Here is a 20199-nt window from a genome sequence, read left to right on the forward strand (position 1 = left end):
TTGCCGGACGACGCCTTAGCAGCCATTCCGGTTCTGGACTGCTGCAACCACTGCATTCGATCGGCCATAAAATGCGCCTCGCGACAAACTCATTCTATTCTCTGCTCGGGTCGGCTGTTCCGCTCTTGCTAAGCGTGCTTACCGTACCTCTTTTCGTCGAGCAGATAGGCATGGAACGGTACGGCGCGCTAGCCCTTGCATGGCTGTTTCTCACTTACTTCGGAAATGCAGATTTCGGCTTTGGCCGTTCGGTGACCCAGCGCCTCGCTTCGACCATAGGGCGCGGAGACGCCGACAGGGCGGCAAATATCGTGTGGACTGCGATCGTCACGATAGCGGGCTTCGGCATATTGCTGGCATTGCTCTTATACGTCGCGGCGCGAACCTATTTCGCAGGTCCCTTCGATGCCGCGCCCGATATCAGTGCGGAAATGCTGGCGGCCGTTTGGCTGCTCGCTCTCGGGAGCCCCATAGTCGCTCTTAGCGGAGTTTTGGGTGGAGCGCTGATGGGTATCGAGCGGTTTAGGCTGGTTGCATCCAGCGCGATCATCGCCAATTCCGGCGCGCTGCTTTTCCCTCTGGCCATTGCCTATCTGTATTCTGTGGACCTGCGGTGGCTGATTCTAGCGACACTCGCGGCCCGCCTTCTCGGGTTGCTTCTGCTTGCATCCGGAGTGTGGCAGACGTTTCTTCGGCGCGCTGTACCGCGCTTTTCCGTCGAGGAATTCCGCAAGCTCGCAAGCTATGGCGCGTGGATCATGGTCACGGCCATCGTCGGGCCGCTGATGGTGGCGGGAGACAGGATGGTGATCGGCGCGGTGCTGGGCGCAGCGGCGGTCGCCGCCTACGCGATCCCCTTCCAGATTGCGTCGCGAACCCTCTCGTTGCCGATCGCGATCGTGCAGGCCCTGTTCCCCCGCTTCGCCAGCGAGGATGGCGAGGCGTCTCGCGCGCGGTGCGGCACCTTCACCATTGTGGTCGCGCAAATCTACACGCCGCTGGTGATCGGCCTGATCCTGTTGGCCGGTCCGCTCCTGTCGCTATGGCTGGGTGACAATCTTGACGAACGCTCGATCCTTGTCGGCCAGATCCTCATGGCAGGCTTCTGGACCAACGCGCTCGCCAACGTGCCCTATGCCTACATCCAGGCGCGCGGGCAGCCGCGCTTTACGGCGCTTCTGCACCTCGCCGAATTGCCATTCTATATCGCCTTGCTGTTCGGGCTGGGCGCGACATTCGGCCTTGCCGGGATAGCTGCTGCATTCGCGCTTCGCTGCGGTATCGATATGCTCGCCCTGATGACGAAGGCAGGCGCGATGGGGATCGATATCTGGCGGAAAGTGGCGGTGCAGATGGCGCTCGTTCTCGCCGCCCTGATGCTTGCCCACTCGATAATGTCGTGGGCTTGGCTGGCGACATCGGCATTGGCGCTGGCGGCGCTATCGCTCACCGCCACGGCTTGGCAGATGCCGCCAGAGATCAAGGCGCAATTGCGCGTGCTGCTCGCTCGTTTTCGGAAGGCCGCTTAGGCCACCGCGCCTTTGGCAGCCGATGCGCCACGGCGAGCGCCGTGGAGATCGAAGGCGAGCAACGCCGGTGCCGGATTGGCAAGCAAGTCGCCTGACGGGCGAAAGTCGCCCGTCGCCGCGTCGACAAACAGGTTGTCGGCATCGCCGCCCACGCTCGTACCGCTGGACGAGGCCGGGACGTCCGCTCCGGCATGCAAATGGTTGTCGCGCAGCACCAGATCGCTGTCGGCGGCGCTTTGCCAGACGATCGCCGGGAAGACATTCGCTGCGAGAAGGCAGTAACCGTCCGGATTGTAACGCCGCACGCCGGTGAAGTCGGTCCGTAGCGCGAGATACTGGTTCGGGAAGCTGTTATGGACGGCCACAACATGGCTTTCATCGCCGCCGAGCTGGTTGATAAGCATACCGAAATCGAAATCTGCTTCATCCGAGTGCAGGGCATTATTTGCAAAAACGAAATCGGAATACGGATGGGCACCGAGCGCAAGATTCTGCAGCGCGACACGATAACCGCGTGTCCCCCATACGATGATGTTTTCGCCGTGGCCGGACACGCTCTGCCAAAGATCGGAATGGTGATCGAACCATGTCGTCACGGTGAGGGCGGACGACTTGGCGTTCGTTGGCGGCATCGTATTGCCGTACAATGCTGCGGCACGGCGTGTGTCATCGAGAAGCGTGGCCGACCAGTCCGCTAGCGATGCATTTACGAAGTTCACCAGATCGCTGACCCAGTAATACCCGCTGGAAGGATTGTCGCGGTCGATCGTAAAGGTCGCAACGGAAGCGCCGTTCTCCCGGAAGGTGACAACCCGGTTCGACGTGTTGTTCAAGCCTGAAATCTCGATCGTGGCCGAGTTTGCGATCCCACCATATTGCACTGTCAGCGCGTCGAGCGGGGTGCGCAAGGCGCCACTTGTCCAATTCTCGACGACGTTGTTGATAGCGAGATTCGCGCCCGAAAAAACATCGCGAAAGCCACGCCGAAAAGTGCAGCCGCGTACGAGAGATGCGCCGTTTGCAGCGTCGTTGATCCCCTCCACGTATACTTCGGTAAAATAGGCTGCATCGCGGCACATATAGAGGAACGGTTTGACATTCCCGTCGACCAGCATCTCGCGAGGCCGGGCATCAACGAACCGGCATCCGTCGAACCAGTGCTGCCGCTGGGTTGGGGACTCGTGATATACCTGCGTCATCGTGCTGGCATCGAAGGTAAGGTTCTCACCCTGCCAGTGCAGCCCGTCATATTGCAGGCGAAGATAGCCGAGCGATGTCGCTGTAAGCGTTACCGGCTCGCTCGCCCGGATGGTACAATATCCATCGCCTTCGTAATTTCCGCCGATTGACGTGACATCGTGGATGCCGCCCTCGGTAACAGTCACCAGGGGATTGCGCGCCGATTGGCTTCGCAGCCAGTTGACCGCGGCCGATATGCTCTGGAAGCGCGTGCCGGTAACAGCCGGCCGCGACGGCGCGACCTCGACGCTGAAATCGTGAAGCTGGGCGGAAGGAAAGAAGCTGAAGGGGCCGATCACCCGGTTCTGCATCGATCCATCGCGCGGCACGGCTTCGAAAAAGACCTGCGCTTCGCCGTCCTGGCCGTGATGCGAAAGGGTGATCCACCAGCCGGGATAGGTCCGCGCGACGCCGTTGGCATCGGTGATGGTGTGCAGGGTGGGCCGCAGGATTTCTTGGCTAGTACCTTCGCAGTGCACGATAACCATGGTGAGGCCCATCGTATCGAAAAGGCTGCCCCGGTCATTGGCCATCGCCAGCACGCCAATAGTCAAGCCGTCCGTGTAGAACTGGTTGGGCGGCGTGAGCAGGCGCATGGCGGGCTTGGCTGTGACGCGAATCGGATCGACGGGCGTGGAAGCAAAGCCGCTGCCCGCCGTCCCCGTCCATGACGCGGAAGGCGCTATGCTCGGCAGCGCTCCTGCTTCGCCCAGCGTAGATGGCGAGCGGCTATGGCTCGAAAACCCGAAGCCGAAACCGGGCATTACGACAACCCAACGATATCAGCGGCTGTCGTGCCCGTTGCCGCCACTGCGCGCGTGCGCACATCGAGGATGCTGCCCGAGGCAACATTTCGGAAGACGACCGGCGCGTCATTGCCCACGGCAATGAGAGCGACATCACCTCCCTCGCCGACATACAGCGCCTTCGTGGCCTGCGGCAGGTCGGCGTTGTCGGCCGGGATGATGGCAAAACAGAATTCCGCCGGAGCGAGCGGGCTCTGGGCGAACTGGTCGAACGGGTCGTTGATCATGGCATGGTGTCCTTTCAGGGGTTCGAAAGGCGGCGTCCAAGCCATGAGGACTAACGTGTAGGACAGTCTTTTCTGCTAGCGCGAGGTCCTACCGGTATCCGCCCCACCATCGCCACGGCATCAGTACGGGTCGCCAGAAGGCGCGCATTAGTGGGTGAGGTTGCAGGCGCGCGATCGACAGCATGCAGCCCTTCGCAAGGCGGAGTGTGTTACCGAGCCCGTGTACCGCTAGAAGCAGGCGCGAGATTAAAGGCCCGTGATGCTTACGGTAATAATGCGCAACGCCCTTCAGCAAGAACCCGATGCGCTGCGGTGCCAGGGGGTCTCCACTGCCGATGTCGTGCAGGATACGGGCGGCGGGAACAAGCATCGTGCTACCCCCTGCATCGCTATGTCGCCGGCAAAAATCCAGCTCTTCGGCATAGAGAAAAAAGCTGTCGTCCATGCCGCCAAGGTGTTCCCACCTTCTCCGGCGAACTAGCATGAAAGCACCACTTACAGCATCGACTTCGATGCCACCCGAAGTCGCAGATTGGTCCAGCTTGCGATGAAAGCCTATGGCCTGGCGGAATGTTCGCCACAGTGTCGGAAAGTGAAGAACCGAACGGCTGTCTATATTGCCGTCGGCATCGACCGTAACACCGCCGAAAACATCGACATGCGGATAATGCTCGGTCGCTCGTAACAAGGGGCTGATCGCATCCGATAACAGAATGGCATCCGGATTGAGCAGCAAGAGCCAATGTCCGCCCGCATGACGGGCGAGGTAATTATTCGCCGCGGCAAAGCCGATATTGCCCTGCGATGGCAAAACCCGCGCATCGGGCATTAATTCTGCAACGAGACTTTCGGAATCATCGGTGCCGTTATTTATGAAAAGCACTTCGCAATCGATATCGTTCGTCGCTTCTGCAAGCGAAGCGAAGAGGGGTGGCAGGAATGCTCGGGAATTGTGGCCGACCACCAGAATGCTTATGTCCGGGCTATGCTTCATCGCAATTCGATATCCGCCGTATGCGAAGGAAGCCGCTTTTGATAACGCATAATGTCAAATCCGTAGGCGGAGCATATCCCTGCAACCGACTGTCACACAATGTTACGAATAGACCGCACGCTTGCAGAAGGGGCGACGCTGATACTCACGTGGCGAAGCTCCGGCCTTGGGTTGGCTTGTCAGCTGGCGGCGCGGCGTCGGAGTTGCGCGTGAGGTCTGCGGAGCGAAACTCCTTAGCATAGCTTACCGATGCGCCGCACAACATGATTATCCAGGTATGCAAGCCTTCCCAGAGGTGAACTGAGAAACCGGAAAAGATCACACATGAAAGCAGTATCGCGAGCGCGACTGCGAGATACTGATCTCGCGCGCTTCTGCGGCCGCTTGTCTTGACCAAAAGAGTAACTGTGCCAACCATCACAGCGGCGCTCGCTATCGATGCTGGGAAGCCATATCTCAGCGCGAGGTAGAGCCAGTACGAATCGACCGAGTCTCCCATCCAGTCTTGCCGCGTCCAGTCGCGCAGGCCAATTCCGACCCAAGGGTGCGCCACTGCCTCGGCCCCGGCATATTGCCAGATCAACATGCGATAATAGCCCGTGCTTGGATCAAGCGTGAAATTGCGCACGAAGAAGCTGACAGGTCCGCTTTCCGAGACCACCGAAAGCATCAGGTATAGCAGGATGGCGTAAAGGCCTAGGAGGAGAAAGACCGGCACCCGCGAAATGCGCTGCACGGTATAGGCGCCCATCATGAAAGCGGCGAGCGCGAAGGCCAGGACCGCCGTCGCGCTCACAACAAAGAAGGAGGAAACCGCCACGAAAGCCGCCGGCGCCAGCTGCCGCCAATTACTTGTGAAATAGACCGCGAGCGGAAGGATTGTGGCGAGGAACACGCCGCCCAGAATGGGATGCGGAAACGGTCCGGCTGCGCGCACCAGCCCCCAGCGCACCCGTGAAACCAGCACCGGCTCGGGCTTTCCAAGGATGTCCGCAATGAGCGGCCGCAGGAAGATGTCGTGCGATATACTCTCATAGGCGAGGATCACTGCCACCACGGCAAGGCCGGGCAGCGTGTAGTAGAAAATCGTGCGCAAGTCGTTGGCGGAGCGGATGAAGGCCCTGCCGATCAGATAGGCAAAGCCGAAGTCTAGCGCGAGCGATGTGCCGGTAATCAGCGCCGTGACGGGCGTCGTCGTGACGAATAACGCGAGCACGAACCAGATCGATGCAAAGCCTGCGAAAAGATCGATGACCGATGGCTGCACGGGGCGCGCCAACAGGCGCGCGACCGCAATCGGCGCGAGAGCGAAAAGAGCAATGCGATAAGGGAACAGATTTGCGCCGGCGAGGTCCAGCGACAACTCGCGCGGCAACAGCGCCGCGTAGACCAGGATAAGCACTGGCGCGAGCCGCCGCGTAAGGCGGGGCCTGAAGGTGCTATGCCAAGGAAGGCGCGGCAGGGCAGGGAGCGCGCTCATGCCGAGACTGCCGCGCGCAGACCGGATGCGAATACGCGCGCTATCGCGGGACGCTGGAAGGCTGTGGCCGCCTCGGATGACTGCCATCGGGCTAGGCTAGCCTTAAGCGACATTTCCTCATCACGAACATGATGCATCGCGTCAGCGATTGCCGACGGATCGCGCGCATCGACACGGATGGCGAAAGGGCAATCGTCGAAATAGCCATCCACCGCTGCGCCTGCCGGATAGATAATCGGCAAACCGGCAAAGAGCGCTTCGATAAATACAAGGCCAAAGCTCTCGCGTTTCGACGGAAGGACAAAGCCGGTCGCGGCGTTGAGTTCGCGCGCAAGAGATCTGCGCTCTCGCGGCCCGAGCAGCGTGATGTCGCTTCCCGCGATAATGGCCTCGCATGCGCGAATATCGGCTGCATCCCCGCCACCGATGACGTCGATGGGCGCGGCCTGCTGCGCGCGAAGCAGCCGCGATGTCGCGGCAATGGCCCGCAGGTTCTTCACCTTGCGGTTCTTGAGGTGAAACACCGAAACGAAGCGCCCGTTTCCTGCGACGGGCGCTTGCGGCGTATCCAGATCGGTCGGCGCGGGAAGCATGTGGACCGGTCCGGTGCGCGGTCCCAGAAGCGTCTCCGCCAAAGCAAGCGACCAAGGCGCAAAAGGGAAAACCACCGCCGCACCATGAAAGACCTTTGCGAAGCGCCTGCGCAAATCGGGTCGGGCTGCGAGAATCATGCCGTCCGTATTGCCCTGGATGGCGACCGCGTAAGGGACCCCCAGCGCTTTCGCGGCCCGCGCCACCGCAAGGCCCTCTACAGTAAGCTTATGCGCCGCCAGCAGGTCCGGCCGCGGGCCAGCCGCTATCTGGGCAGCGAGCCAACTTCCGAGCCGGTCGAGGCATGTGGCGTGGGCGATCCCAAACCCCGGCGCGGTGTATTGCGCCGCGATGCCACCATCGAATGCTCGGCGCGCATCCACGATACCGGGCATGGCTGCAAAAGCACCCGGCGAGCGACGGTTCAGCGAGATGACATATTGGTCGAACGCTTCGCGAACCGAAGAAATGTGGTCACGGATGACAGGGGTCTTGTCCGGCGCAAAGCTGTCCGGATAATCGGCTGTGATATGCACGATGCGCGGCTTCGCAGCATCGGTCGGGAAGGTCCGGAAGGGGTGGGAAGGCTGCGCGCTCATCGGTGCGGCGTGGCGAACCCTGTCAGGACGCCTTCTGCTGGTAGTTATAATAGGAATAGGTGTAGGAGTAATCGCCTGCCGCCTCCAGCGCGCGGAACTTTGCCAGCACGGCGCCCACGATATTGGCCCCAACCTGCCGCAGCCGGCTGATTGCGGCCTTCGCCTGCCCGTTATGCGCGACATTCGCCTCGACCACGAAAACCGTCGCATCGACCGCGCGAGCCAGCAATGGCGCATCGGCGATGCCCATGACGGGCGAGCTGTCGAGCAATATAATGTCGTAATTTGGCCGCTGGCTTTGGATGAACGCGGGTAGCAGCCCCGAGGACAGCATCTCGACCGGCTCATTAGGCAACGCTGCCAGGCCCAGCACGTCGAGGCTATCGTCCCCGCCTTTAAGAATTGCCTCATCGAAGGTCGCCTCTCCCATCAGCACTTCGGTGAGGCCCTTTGACGGACGCTCGCCCAGCAATTGGCGCGTCACGCTGGGGCGGCGTAGGTCGACATCCATCAGCAGGACTTTGCGATCCAGCATGGCATAGCGGCGTGCAAGCGCGATCGCGGTGGTGGTCTTGCCTTCTCCTGCACCGCTGGAGGTGACCTGGATTACGCTGTGTCGACCCTTGGCAAGGCGATAGTCGAGCGTTGCGCGGATCGACGCATAGGCCTCGCTCAAATGGCTGAACGTGTCATCGATATCGCTTGCGATATCGGCTTCATCGATGTTGGGCGTGTGGCCGAGCGCCCGCACGCCCAGCACCCGCTCCACATCTTCGGTGGATCGAAGCCTGTCGTCCAGCACTTCGCGCAAGATGGCCAGCGCAACGGCCAGGCCTGTACCAAGCACGAACGCGATCACCAGGTTCTTGAACAGGTTCGGCGCCACCGGCGCATCCGGCACCACGGCCTGTTCCAGCAGCGTGGCATTACTCGATTGAAGATTGGCCGCAGACGATACCTGGTTGTATCGGGCCAATAGAGCGGCAAGCTGGCTGCGCCGTGCCTGCACTTCGCGGTCCAGAAGGTTGAACTGGACGCGCCGGTCCTGCTCGTCCAGTGTAACACTGGATTGCCGCTCAAGCTCCCCGGCCAAGGCACGCTCCTGCCGCAGGGCAATCGTGTAATCATTGCGGATCGACGCTTTGATCTCCGCGCCGGCGGTGGCGATGTCGCTACGCAGCGTCGCTATGCGTGCCTCAAGCTGGCGGATATCGGGATAATCATCCTGATAGCGCTCGCGCAATTGGACGAGATCGGCCTGCGCTTCCGCCAACTGGCCGCGCAACTGCTCTACGTAAGAGCTGGTCCGCACTTCAGGCAGCTGCGCGGGCGGGATATCGCGCACCGATCGCCAGCGCTGTTCGGCGGCAATCCGCTCGGCGCGTGCTTCGGTGTAGGTCCGATTGATATTGCCGAGGTTCGCAGCGGAAAGGGTCGCCGGGGCGCCTGCATCGTCGCCGTTATCGTCCTGGCTTTGCAACGCCTCGCCTACCAGCCTGTTGGCACGCGCGTAATTGATCGCCGCCCGCTCCGCATCCTGCAGTTCGGCGCGCAGTTCCACGATCTGCTCGTCGAGAAATTCCAGCGCGTAGGAGTTGGCCTCCAGCGCACGCTCGATATCGCTCGAGAGGAAATTGGTGGCGTAGGCATTGGCGACTGCCGCCGCGATCTCTGGATTGGGCGATTCGTAGGTCATGCTGATGACGCTGGTCATCAGCGGCACCTCGACTTCTAGATTGCCCTGCAGCATGGCGATGGCGGTTTGCTCTCGCCGCGCCTCGCCTTCGGCGGGGAGATGGCCGTCCACCACATCGCGCTCCAAGCCGAGAAACGCCGCGTTGTTGGCAAGATCGAGCTCTTCTTCGACCTTCAGTGCCATGTCGCGGCTGGTCACCTCATGCGTAAGGGTGAGCAAATAGCGGTCGATCTCGTTTGCGCCAATATACGGATTGACCAGTTCCTGCCCCTCGATCAGCTGGTCCGGCTGGGAATCGACCCGCACCGACGACGTCGCTGCGTAGATCGGCGTCATCAGCATGGTGATGACGAGGCCCGCCAGCAGCGCTGCGCCGACCAAGCCAGCCAGCACGAACCGCTGGCGCCACAGCATCGCTCGGATAACACCGAAATTGACGAGCTTGCCGCGCCCATAGGGGTTGCCGTCGGCCACGAAATCCGGATCGTCCCAATAGGGATCGACATTGGGATCGCCTTCGCCGCGCAGGCTGATCTGTTCGTTCATAAGAGCGCCCGCCGCATGTCAAAGCCCGACATTGGTAAAAACTCCCAACACCGGAACGGCGCGCAGCGCATCCTGATAGAGCTGCGCCAGTCCATCGGTGCCGACCACGATGCGATCGCCGGGGCGCAGCACCGGATCGATCATCGCGCCGGAACTGACGGCGCGGTAATCGAACCGCGCGACTTCGAGACCGTTTTCGGTCTGGCGGAACACGGCGATATCGTCGCGGTCGGCCACGCGTGTCAGGCCCTTGGCAAGTAGCAGGCCGCCGGAAAGCCGGGTGCCTGGCGCGAACTGGTAGACGCCCTGCTCGGTCACCTGCCCTTCCACCGTCACCAGGTGCGATCGGTAATCGACGATGTTGACGGCAACGTCCGGCTGGCGAAGATATCGGCTGCCCAGCACCTCTTCGATGTCGCTCTCGATCCGGTCCAGCGAATATCCGGCGACGCGGATCGGGCCTACCATAGGCAAGGAAACGGCCCCGTCAGCGGAAACGATGACCGATTCCAGCGACAGGTCCGGCTCGCGAAACACGGTGATCCGCAGCTCGTCTCCGGCGCGCACGATGTATGTCTCGTCGAGATTGGCCGCATAACCCTGCTGACCGAGTTCCGGCGACACCGAGGTATCGACCGGGCCAACGACAGGCGGCGTGCTGGCGCAGCCGGACAGCGCGAGCCCTGCAAGGGTCGCGGCATATATGCCGGTGCGCGTTGGCGCTGCCTTCATCGTTTTCGATCCCATCCAGGCCGCTTTTCGCGCGGCTGCAACCATTGCACTTTGTTACCCCCCGTAGCACTGCGTAACAAGGGTAGCGGCGCAGTTTTGCCGCGCAGGAGCGGGAGTTTACCGTGGCCAGCAGCTTGAGCCTTGGTGCGGCTGTAATTTACGGCGCAACCGCGCTCGCCTGTCTGGCTGCCGCGCACATAGCAAGAAAGGCTTCTTACCAAGGTGCTATCCGACGCGGTTGGGCGCTATGCGCAGGCGGCTATCTTGCGCTCTTAGTCGTCCGGTTGATCGACGGCGAGGACCGCATTCGCGACGCGCTTCGTGCATGGGCCTACGCTGCTGACATCTATCAGGGGCGCGAGGGCCTTCAGACCGTTTTCGTTCTGCTGTTCGTCGTCACCGCGGTCTTGGCGCTCGCCATGGTATGGCGGTTGTGGCGGCGCAAGCGGCATTCGCCCGACCAGGCTCTCCCCTGCCTCGCCAATTGCGCCCTGCTCGGTTTTGCGCCCTTATACGCGCTGCGGATCGTCTCGCTGCATGTCACCGACATGCTGCTCTACACAGGGCCAATCCGCCTGAACTGGGTCATCGACCTCAGCCTTACCGGCATCTCGCTTGCCTGCGCGCTGCTCTTCCTGCGGCTCGGCGGGGCTCGCCGCTAGCTTTCCAAAGCCTTGGCATAGGCCGCGAGGAGCGGCTCGACCTGGGTGTTCCAGTTGAGCTGCGTTTCCACCCGGGCGCGTCCGAATGCGCCCATGCGCTCCCTGCGCTCCGGATCATCGAGCAGTTCGGCGATCTTCTCAGCGAAGTCCTTCGGATTGTTGGCCTTCGCATAGAGCGAAGCGTCCTGAGCGGAGAAGCGGCCCTCGGTCACATCGAACTGCACCATCGGTTTGCCAAGCGCCATGTATTCCATGATCTTGTTCATGGTGGACTTGTCATTCATTGCATTCACCCTGTCGGGGTTTACGCCGATATCCATCGTCGAGAGCACTTCGAAAAGCTCCTGGTCGGGAGCGCGACCGGTGAAGTGGATCCATTCGCCCAGATCGCGGCGCGCGACATCGGCCTGCAGCTTGGCGAGGCTCGGCCCACCGCCCACCAGCACGAAGCGGATGTCGCGGCGATCCATGTCGTGCACTAGATGCTCGACCGCATCGATCAGCAGGTCGATCCCTTCCTGCTCGCCCATCACACCGACATAGCCGACGAGGAATGTCTTGCCGTCTTTCAGCGCCGGGACAGGGGGCACCGCCTGCAGGCGCGAGAGGTCAGGGCCGGAGCGCACCACGAACACCCTGTCCGCCGCCATCCCGCCGCGCGTAAGTGCGATTGTCCGATAGCTTTCATTGGTCGCAATGGAGACGTCGGCCGTCTTGAAAGTCAGCTTTTCGAACAGCCCCATCAACTTCCAGAAAAAGCCGCGCGTTCCGAACTTAGCCTCGTAAAGCTCGGGATTGATGTCGTGGTGGTCGAAAATGTATTTCACCCCCAGCAGCTTGAACGGCAGCGCCACCAGGAAGATCAGGTCGGGCGGATTGCATCCCTGGATGATGTCCAAGCCGCGTTTGAAATAGATGCGCCATGCCAGCACCGTCTCCCAGACTAGCGCCGCGCCATATTCCAGCAGGAAACCGAGCGCGCCTTCGGCCTCGATGGGCAGCGGGTGGCGGTGGATATGGATGGCGTCGATCACCTCGTATCGCTTTTCATATCCCTTTCCGGTCGGGCAGATAATCGAGACCGTGGCTCCTGCCGCTTTAAGCGTGCGCGCTTCCTGCCATACGCGCCTGTCGAACGGTAGCGGCAGGTTCTCGACGATGATGAGCACCGATTTGCCGGCGAGCGGCTGGCCCTCGATACGGCTGGGGAAGGCAAAATCCTGTGGCGGCGGAGCTGTCACGGCGCAGCACTGAGATCGATGATGTCGCCATCGCCCAGATCGAGCGTATCGACCAGCCGATTGGTCGCGACGATTCGGGCATAGGTGCCGCCTTGCGCGATATCGCGGTCCACCAGTAGCGTTTCGATAGTCGGCAGGTATGCGAAAGCGTAGCCGAGATTCTGCCCCACAAGCTGCTCCGGTTCCAGGCCGGGATCGTAGATGTCGAGCTGATAGCCTGCATCCAGCAATTTGCGTGCGAGATCGACCGCAGGGCTTTCCCGCAAATCGTCCGTATCCTGCTTGAAGGCCAGCCCCACGAGGAGAACCTTCGCTCCCGGCGCAAGCCCGTCGGTCACCCGCAGGAATTGATGATGCTTGTGCGCTTCGTTGGACCGGATCAATGCGTCCACCAGATGCGTATTCGCCCCGATATCGCTGCCGATATATTGCAGGGCGCGCACGTCCTTGGGTAGGCACGACCCGCCGAAAGCGCCCCCGGGCCTGAGATATTGGGCGGAGATATTGAGCTTCGTGTCCGAGACGAAAATCTCGTGCACCGCCTGCGCCGAGATATTGAGCGTTTCGCACACGCGGCCGATTTCATTGGCGAAGGCGACCTTTAGCGCGTGCCACGAATTGTCGACGAATTTGGTGAGCTCGGCCTCGCGGAAACCGACATGGAAGGTCGGAGCGTCGATCCCTTCATGCAGCATCTCCATCGCCTCTGAACGCGACCCGTCGCGCGTCCCGATAACGATCTTGGGCGGGTCGAAATAATCGCGAATGGCGCTGGCTTCGCGCAGGAATTCCGGATTGTAAACCAGCTCCACCAGGCCTGCAGCAGCATCGCCGTGACGCGCCTGGAATATAGGTGCGATGATGTTCTCCATGGAGCCGGGCCGCATGGTTGACCGGTAGGCGACGGTGAGCGACTTTGCCCGGTCCGGCTGAACAGCCTCGGCGATGTCGCGCGTCACCTGTACGATAAAGCGCATGTCATGCGCTCCGTCGACACCGCTCGGCGTGCCCACACAAACAATGGCGAGTTCGCAATCGCCAAGCGCCTCCCCGATCTCGGTGACCGCGCTCAATCGTCCTGCATCGCGCGCATCGGCAATCATGTCTGCCAAACCCGGCTCACGGACAGGGCTTTCGCCGCGATTAATGGCGTCGACTTTCGCATCGGCCACATCCACGCCGACGACTGCATGCCCCTGGCTCGCAATGCAGGCGGCTGCCGTGCTTCCGACATAGCCAAGACCGAAGATTGCGACTTTCACCATCAGCTCCCATTGCGCTGCGCGAGCCGTGTTAACCGCGACAATCGGGCGGCGCTACGGGGGAAGCCTATTGCCTTGCGCAAAACCGGGCGGCGCCATGCTAGAAAGCTCTCTCATGCACCAGCACGGTGACGGTCCGCAGCAGGATTCGCACATCGCGCATCAGGCTCCAGCCATTGAGGTATTCAAGGTCTGCATCCAGCCTGCTGCTGAGATCGCCTTCGGTATCCGTTGCCCCGCGAAAGCCGCGCACTTGGGCAAGGCCTGTTATGCCGGGGCGAAGGCCGTGGCGCTGCCAGTATTTGCGATCGACCTGCCAGAACAGCTTCTCGCCCGCCCGCGATCCCAGCGCATGGGGACGGGGACCGACGAGGCTCATATCGCCTTTCACCACGTTGATGAGCTGCGGCAGCTCGTCGATGCTGGTGCGGCGGATGAATCGTCCAACCGGCGTAATGCGCTCGTCATCGCGGCTGGCAGAACGAGCGCCATCGCTGTCGTCTTCGCGCATGGAGCGGAACTTGTAGATTGCAAAAAATCCGTTGCCGCGGCCCATACGGCGTTGGCGGAAGAAGATGGGGCCGCCATCCTGCAGTTTGATCGCCGCCGCCGTCAGCATCATGACGGGGCTCAGCGCGATCAGCGCAGCCAGCGATATGGTCAGGTCGAATACCCGCTTCATCGCCCGTGCGCGAAGGCCCAGATGGCCGTTCGATACCAGCAGTGACGACATCCCGATATCGTCATGCTTCACCACGCCCACCGCCCCGATAGCGCGGGTTGCCTCGTCGATCACTTCGCCGTGCAGGCCGGTGCCTTTTAGAACCTCGGCCCACGCGGCACGGTTCTCCCGCGAACTGCTGACGACGATCTGGTCCATATTGCGCAAGTACTGCGACAGGCGATTGAGCGAAGCCGGGTCTGCCCTGTCGGGTCGCAGCCCATGCTCGCGCGCGTCGATATGTATGGAATCGGGCAGGGAGAACTTTGGCCCGCCCGCCTGGATAACCAGCCGGTTGACAGCGCCGCGGCCCCAGCGCGCGGTCAGCCTGCGGGCAAGAAAGCGGCGCATGGCCACGATCACTGCGCCCGTCAGCACGATGCCGGCGGTGAAGACCACGCGCGAGAATTCGGCGTTCATCTTGGCGAAGAATGCGAAGAAATTGAGAAGCGCCGCCGAGATAGCGAGCGCCGCAATCGCCTTGGCACCTGCTTGGCGCCAATCGGTCAGCCCCGCACGCGAATAGGTGCCGTTGTAGAGTGCGATGGTCAGGAAGAGCGGCAGCAGCAGGAACGCCGGTTCCGCCCCCTGTCGCACGCCTGCAAAATCGCCGCCCGGGCCCAGATAGGCAGCCGCAATGGCAGAGAAGCTCGCCAGAAGGATAAAGCCATCCATCGCCACGAAAAGCAGGTAGGCCTGCAACCGCCGCCGTTCCAACGACGGGACCAGCCCGTTTCGCGGTGCCGGCGGAAGCGATGCTTGATGTGGACGCGCGGCATCGCCCGGCATCTCGACGGACGAGTCGAAATCCAGTTGCGCAGTATCAATTTCTGGCCGAGCCAGATCGTCCATGCGTAAACCCGTCCTTGCCGACATCGTGCCGGTTACGGGTTTTTACCTAGCACACATTTCCTGAAGATTCAGTGCGATTCGCCCGATATCCGCGCTAATGTGCCGCATTATGCAACCAGGGCGGGCAGTCTACCGACGCACGACCGCATAACGGGCGATTTGCGCCAGCTCCTGCGCAAGGATCAGCTCTGCCATCTGGCTGTTGGCAAGCAGGTTGCGATGCAGTTCGGCGAGGCGCGGAACAAGCCTCTCCAGCTTTCCGCCGTTCCATTTGCCCAGCTGGTCGATCACTTCGCGGTGGTCTTTCCAGAACACACCGTTTGCATTGAGGAAACTTTTCATATCCTCGCCGGGTCGCATCTTCGATGCCAGCACGGCGAGTTGGGCAGCACGTCGCTCCATCGCAAGCGCAACGGCCACGGCGTTCAGCCCGACTTCGCGCATCCGGCGCAATTCGCTAGGCAGCTTGCGCGTCTCGCCGGAGAGCGCTGCATTGACGAGCGGCATGAAGCCGTCCTCCTCGGTCGATGCGCCGATGACGTCGAAATCGGCGGGCTCGGCCTGTTTGGGCGATTGCGGCGAGGCATCGAGATAGAGCGCCAGCTTGTCGACTTCCGACTGGGCGAGGCGCACGTCGAGCCCGGCGGCATGGGCGATCCGCTCTGCCAGATTGCCGTTGAGGCGCAGTCCCGCGGCGTCCGCCATGGCGCGCACATCGCCGGTGACGGAACGCAAGTCTGGCGGATAGAACACCGCGACCAGCGCATCACCGCGCTTGACCAGCAGTTTTGCTGTGCGTGACTTGTCGGTGGCGGCAGTCGCAACGATGAAGATCGGCCAGGCATTATCTGCCTCGCCGCGATCGGCCAGCTCGGTATAGGTCTTGATGGCCTCCAGCGCCTCCTCGCCCGAGGCGCGCACGAGGATATGCCTCGCATCGCCGAAAAGGGATGTGGAGCGCGCCTCGTCGACCAGCCTGACGGGATCGGATTTCAGGTCTTGCCCGGTGAGCTCCAGCCGCTCCCCGGGGTCGTGCAGTGCGCCGATCAGCTTCTTGGCCGCTGCGCTGGCTCCTGCTTCATCGGCGCCGCAGAGAAGGTGGATGCGCAGTTTCCCCTGTGCCTTCTGCGCCGCTTGCGCGTAGTCGCGCTGGGTCGCCTTCATCGGCTCTCGCGCAGGGTGCGGGTGATGCGCACCAGAATCTGGTCTGCGACTTCCTGCGAGAGATTTTCAAGCGCCGTCTGCTCGGCTGCAATGGTCGCGAATTCGGAGCCGACGACGTCGATCCCCGCATCCGACCCTGCCGTCGCGTCGACCAGGATGGTGCCGGTTGCGGTATCGACCAATTGGTAGCGGGCGCGCAGGATGCGGCGCTGGCGGCCGATAGTGTCGTCGGTCAGCAGGCCGAGGCCTTCGAGCTGGTCGTCCAGCACCACGTCCAGCCGGTATTGCGAGCCGGTCATCGCTTCACCGCGGCCCAGCCTGTCATTGAGGGCATTGCGCACCAGCCAGCCTTCGCGGCCCGGGATCGGGGCGACCTCGATGGAGGCCAGTTCGCGGGCGACGACGCCGTTGGCACCGCCGGCATAGATCGGCTGGAGACCGCATCCGGCAAGGGGCAGGGAAAAGGCGGCAAGGGCCAGACAAAGGCGCGTCGCGCGCTTCATGTGACGATATTGACCAACCTGCCGGGCACCACGATCACCTTGCGAATTTCCGCGCCATCGATCGAACGCTGGACCTTCTCGCTCGCCAATGCAAGCGCCTCCAGATCCTCTTTCGAGGCGTCCTTGGGCGCCGTCAGCGTGTCGCGCAATTTGCCTTTGTGCTGCACGGCGATGGTGACCTCTTCCTCCACCAGCAGCGCGTCGTCCACTTCGGGCCATGCGGCCATCGCGGCCAGCCCCTCGCCGCCCATCGCGGCCCAGCCTTCTTCGGCAAGGTGGGGCATCATGGGGGAGGCCATCAGCAGGATGGAACGGATCGCGTGGTTGCGGCTGGCAGAAGGCTTGGCTTTCTCCGCAGCGCTCGTGAGTTCGTAAAGCCGTGCGACCGCCTTGTTGAAGGCCAGCGCCTCGATATCGGACGCGACTGCAGCGATCGTCTGGTGGGTCTTGCGGGCCAGCGCCATATCTTCGCCCGATGCGCCAGCATCGTACTGGCCGAACAGCCGCCAGAGGCGCTGGACGAAGCGGCCGCAGCCTTCGATGCCGGCTTCGGACCATGGCAGGTCGCGTTCGGGCGGGCTGTCGGACAGCATGAACCAGCGCACCGCATCGGCACCGTAATCGCGGATGATGTCCTCCGGGTCGACGACGTTCTTCTTCGACTTAGACATCTTGACGACCTTGCCGATCTCGACCGGTTGTCCATCGGAAATCAACGCTGCGGAATCGGCCGATCGCTCGATCTCGGATGGCGGGTAGAAAATCTCGCGCGGGCCATCCTTGCGGCTGTATGTTTCGTGCGTCACCATCCCCTGCGTGAACAGGCTGGCGAAGGGCTCTTTCACATCGAGAGTGCCGACGTGTGCCAGAGCGCGAGTCCAGAAACGGGCATAGAGCAGGTGCAGGATCGCATGCTCGATACCGCCGATATATTGGGCGACCGGCATCCATTGCGCGACTTCGGCGGCATCGAAAGGCTTGTCCGCCGGCTGGCTGGCGAAGCGCAGGAAATACCAGCTGGAATTGACGAAGGTGTCGAGCGTGTCTGTTTCGCGCCGCGCCGCGCCGCCGCATATCGGGCAGGCGACGTTCTTCCAGGTCGGATGCCGCTCCAGCGGATTGCCCGGCGTGGAGAAATCGACATCGTCCGGCAGTTTCACCGGCAGGTCCGCCTTGGGCACCGGCACCACGCCGCAAGCATCGCAATGAATGAAGGGAATGGGCGTGCCCCAATAACGCTGGCGCGACACGCCCCAGTCGCGCAGGCGCCAGACGGTGGTGCCCTCGCCCCAGCCTTCGCTCTCGGCACGAAAGATTACGGCGTCGACAGCTGCTTTACTCGAGTAAAACGGAGCTGGGCCGCATTCTTCATTCAACAACCGCCGCATATCTGGATTCAGATACTCATACTCTACGCCGTGAGTAGGTTTTGTTTCCAAAGCTTCCTTTCGAAAGTCATGGTAGAATTCGAGTTCCCAATCATCCTCGCCTGAGGGCCCCGGGATAACGTAAAATCCGGCATTTTTATCTAGTTCAGCGCCTTCGAACACGAATTGCTCGCTGATGGGAAGTCCGTATTTCGTGGCGAATTCGAAATCGCGCTGGTCGTGGCCGGGCACCGCCATCACCGCGCCGGTGCCGTATTCCATCAGCACGAAATTGGCGATGTAAACGGGCAAGGCCTCGCCGGTGAACGGATGCTTGGCCGTGATGCCGGTATCGAAACCCAGCCTTTCTGCCGTCTCCAGCTCAGCTGCGGTGGTCCCGCCCTTCTTGCACAGGGCAATGAAGTCGCGCGCCCCATCGCTGTCCAGCGACTGCGCCACCGGATGGTCGGCTGCCACCGCCACGAAGCTCGCCCCGAAAATCGTATCGGGCCGCGTGGTGTAGACCGGCAGTTTCTCGCCATTCGACAGGTCGAAAGCGAATTGCAGGCCCTGCGATTTGCCGATCCAGTTGGCCTGCATCAGCTTCACTTTTTCGGGCCAGTCCTCGAGGCTGTCGAGGCCCTCCAGCAACTCGTCGGCAAATTGCGTAATCTTCAGGAACCACTGGTTGAGCTTGCGCTTCTCGACCTCTGCGCCGCTGCGCCAGCCCTTGCCGTCCACCACCTGCTCGTTGGCGAGCACGGTCATGTCGACCGGATCCCAATTGACCTCGCTTTCCTTGCGATAGACGAGGCCCGCTTCGTACATGTCGATGAATTGCGCCTGTTCGTGACCGTAATAATCCGGATCGCAAGTGGCGAATTCGCGGCTCCAGTCGAGTGCGAAGCCCAGCTGCTTGAGCTGGCCTTTCATCGTTGCGATATTCTCATAGGTCCAGCCGCCGGGATGGACGCCTTTTTCCATTGCCGCGTTTTCGGCGGGCATGCCGAACGCGTCCCAGCCCATGGGGTGCAGCACTTCGTCACCGCGCATCTTGCGATAGCGCGCGAGCACGTCGCCCATCGTGTAATTGCGCACATGGCCGATATGGATGCGCCCGCTGGGATAGGGGAACATCTCCAGCACGTATGTCTTAGGCTTGTCGCTGGTGCTGTCTGCCTCGAAGCAGCGAGCCTCGTCCCACGCACGCTGCCAGCGCCCGTCGGCTACGGACGGATCGAATCGTTCATTGCTCATGAAAGCCCCCTAGGGGAGATCAGTTGACAGTTGAACGCCGCAAATCGCGCGCCTGGGTGAGGATGATATCCTCCAGCCGCTGCACGGTTGCCGCCTGCACCGGAGCATCGACCCACTGGCCGTTCGTCAGCACCTGCCGCGTGGCACCCACGCGCAGCGCATCGGCGCGTAGATCCTGGTCGAGAATGGCGACCGAGATTTTCACCCGTTCGTTCGGCGAATTGGGATTGGCGTACCAGTCCGTCACGATCACGCCACCGGCACTGTCCGTCTGCGCCAGCGGGGCGAAGCTCAGCGTTTCGAGCGATGCGCGCCAGAGATAGGCATTCACGCCGATGGCAGTGACCTGCGATGCGGCGATATCGGCGCGCAGGCGATCGTCATTACCGCCGCCGCAGGCAGCCAGGCCGAGTGTGGCCAGCCCCAGCAGGGATGCACGGGCGAAAGCGGAAGCGTTGGTAAGTGCCATTATCGGTCCTGTAATCGATGAAAATCGCTGCAAGCAGCCTCTATAGCGAGCATGCCCGCCCCGGCAAGGCGCGAGGAAGGCGTTGGCCACAAAAGCGCCGCTTCGGCGTGAACCGGTGCTTAATGCCATCGTTTGCACGAAGCGCCCCTGCGCGCTGTTTCGTATGTGGATTGCGGGCAACACCGCGGACAAAGTCGAGCGATGACAGCACTATGTCTGGAAAATGTCATGCAAGGGGCCTAGAAATATCGCTGGATCAAAA

General features: G+C 61.8%; 16 protein-coding genes. 2 read left to right on the top strand and 14 right to left on the bottom strand.

What is annotated here, in order from left to right; all coding sequences use genetic code 11:
• Positions 1 to 71: 71 nt before the first annotated feature.
• The gene (locus BMF35_RS02520; protein ID WP_047006784.1) at positions 72 to 1529 is read left to right on the top strand and encodes an oligosaccharide flippase family protein; all 1458 of its coding nucleotides are present in this window, start codon (positions 72 to 74) and stop codon (positions 1527 to 1529) included.
• Here BMF35_RS02520 and BMF35_RS02525 read toward each other — a convergent pair.
• The 7 genes from BMF35_RS02525 to BMF35_RS02555 form a co-directional block, all read right to left on the bottom strand.
• Positions 1526 to 3532, bottom strand: coding sequence for a hypothetical protein (locus BMF35_RS02525; protein ID WP_047006785.1), 2007 nt, complete (start codon positions 3530 to 3532; stop codon positions 1526 to 1528). The two genes, BMF35_RS02520 and BMF35_RS02525, sit on opposite strands and share 4 nt — an antisense overlap.
• The gene (locus BMF35_RS02530; RefSeq protein ID WP_236781541.1) at positions 3532 to 3801 is read right to left on the bottom strand and encodes a spike base protein, RCAP_Rcc01079 family; all 270 of its coding nucleotides are present in this window, start codon (positions 3799 to 3801) and stop codon (positions 3532 to 3534) included. The genes BMF35_RS02525 and BMF35_RS02530 overlap by 1 nt, the downstream gene beginning before the upstream one ends.
• An 88-nt stretch (positions 3802 to 3889) precedes the next feature.
• Positions 3890 to 4795: a glycosyltransferase family 2 protein gene (locus BMF35_RS02535; RefSeq protein WP_047006786.1), complete on the bottom strand. Its 906-nt coding sequence runs from the start codon at positions 4793 to 4795 to the stop codon at positions 3890 to 3892.
• Positions 4796 to 4940: 145 nt separating this feature from the next.
• Positions 4941 to 6197, bottom strand: coding sequence for a hypothetical protein (locus BMF35_RS02540; protein WP_156172117.1), 1257 nt, complete (start codon positions 6195 to 6197; stop codon positions 4941 to 4943).
• Positions 6198 to 6271: 74 nt separating this feature from the next.
• Positions 6272 to 7465: a glycosyltransferase gene (locus BMF35_RS02545; protein WP_047006788.1), complete on the bottom strand. Its 1194-nt coding sequence runs from the start codon at positions 7463 to 7465 to the stop codon at positions 6272 to 6274.
• Between the two features lie 22 nt (positions 7466 to 7487).
• Positions 7488 to 9707: a GumC family protein gene (locus tag BMF35_RS02550; RefSeq protein ID WP_047006789.1), complete on the bottom strand. Its 2220-nt coding sequence runs from the start codon at positions 9705 to 9707 to the stop codon at positions 7488 to 7490.
• A gap of 18 nt (positions 9708 to 9725) precedes the next feature.
• A complete protein-coding gene (locus tag BMF35_RS02555; RefSeq protein ID WP_047007529.1) occupies positions 9726 to 10439 on the bottom strand; it encodes a polysaccharide biosynthesis/export family protein in 714 nt (237 codons plus the stop codon).
• A 284-nt stretch (positions 10440 to 10723) separates the two neighbouring features.
• Between BMF35_RS02555 and BMF35_RS02560 the strand changes: the two genes are divergently transcribed.
• Positions 10724 to 11101: a hypothetical protein gene (locus BMF35_RS02560; RefSeq protein WP_047006790.1), complete on the top strand. Its 378-nt coding sequence runs from the start codon at positions 10724 to 10726 to the stop codon at positions 11099 to 11101.
• Here BMF35_RS02560 and BMF35_RS02565 read toward each other — a convergent pair.
• The 7 genes from BMF35_RS02565 to BMF35_RS02595 all read right to left on the bottom strand — a co-directional run bounded on the left by BMF35_RS02565 (position 11098) and on the right by BMF35_RS02595 (position 19937).
• On the bottom strand, positions 11098 to 12342 hold the full coding sequence (locus BMF35_RS02565) for a glycosyltransferase family 4 protein (RefSeq protein ID WP_064971411.1): 1245 nt from the start codon (positions 12340 to 12342) through the stop codon (positions 11098 to 11100). The genes BMF35_RS02560 and BMF35_RS02565 overlap by 4 nt on opposite strands.
• A complete protein-coding gene (locus BMF35_RS02570) occupies positions 12339 to 13607 on the bottom strand; it encodes a nucleotide sugar dehydrogenase (protein ID WP_236781542.1) in 1269 nt (422 codons plus the stop codon). The genes BMF35_RS02565 and BMF35_RS02570 overlap by 4 nt, the downstream gene beginning before the upstream one ends.
• Before the next feature lie 97 nt (positions 13608 to 13704).
• The gene (locus tag BMF35_RS02575; protein ID WP_236781543.1) at positions 13705 to 15177 is read right to left on the bottom strand and encodes an exopolysaccharide biosynthesis polyprenyl glycosylphosphotransferase; all 1473 of its coding nucleotides are present in this window, start codon (positions 15175 to 15177) and stop codon (positions 13705 to 13707) included.
• 129 nt (positions 15178 to 15306) lie between these two features.
• A complete protein-coding gene (gene holA, locus BMF35_RS02580) occupies positions 15307 to 16341 on the bottom strand; it encodes a DNA polymerase III subunit delta (protein ID WP_047006791.1) in 1035 nt (344 codons plus the stop codon).
• Complete coding sequence (gene lptE, locus BMF35_RS02585; RefSeq protein ID WP_047006792.1) at positions 16338 to 16844, bottom strand: LPS assembly lipoprotein LptE; 507 nt, start codon at positions 16842 to 16844, stop codon at positions 16338 to 16340. The genes holA and lptE overlap by 4 nt, the downstream gene beginning before the upstream one ends.
• Positions 16841 to 19468, bottom strand: a complete 2628-nt coding sequence (locus BMF35_RS13830) for a leucine--tRNA ligase (protein ID WP_047006793.1) — start codon at positions 19466 to 19468, stop codon at positions 16841 to 16843. The genes lptE and BMF35_RS13830 overlap by 4 nt, the downstream gene beginning before the upstream one ends.
• Positions 19469 to 19487: 19 nt before the next feature.
• Positions 19488 to 19937 carry a DUF3576 domain-containing protein gene (locus BMF35_RS02595; RefSeq protein ID WP_047006794.1) on the bottom strand — a complete coding sequence of 150 codons (450 nt, stop codon included), beginning with the start codon at positions 19935 to 19937 and terminating at the stop codon, positions 19488 to 19490.
• Between the last annotated feature and the right edge of the window lie 262 nt (positions 19938 to 20199).

Origin of the sequence: Aurantiacibacter gangjinensis, from assembly GCF_001886695.1 — a bacterium.
GTDB lineage: Bacteria > Pseudomonadota > Alphaproteobacteria > Sphingomonadales > Sphingomonadaceae > Alteraurantiacibacter > Alteraurantiacibacter gangjinensis.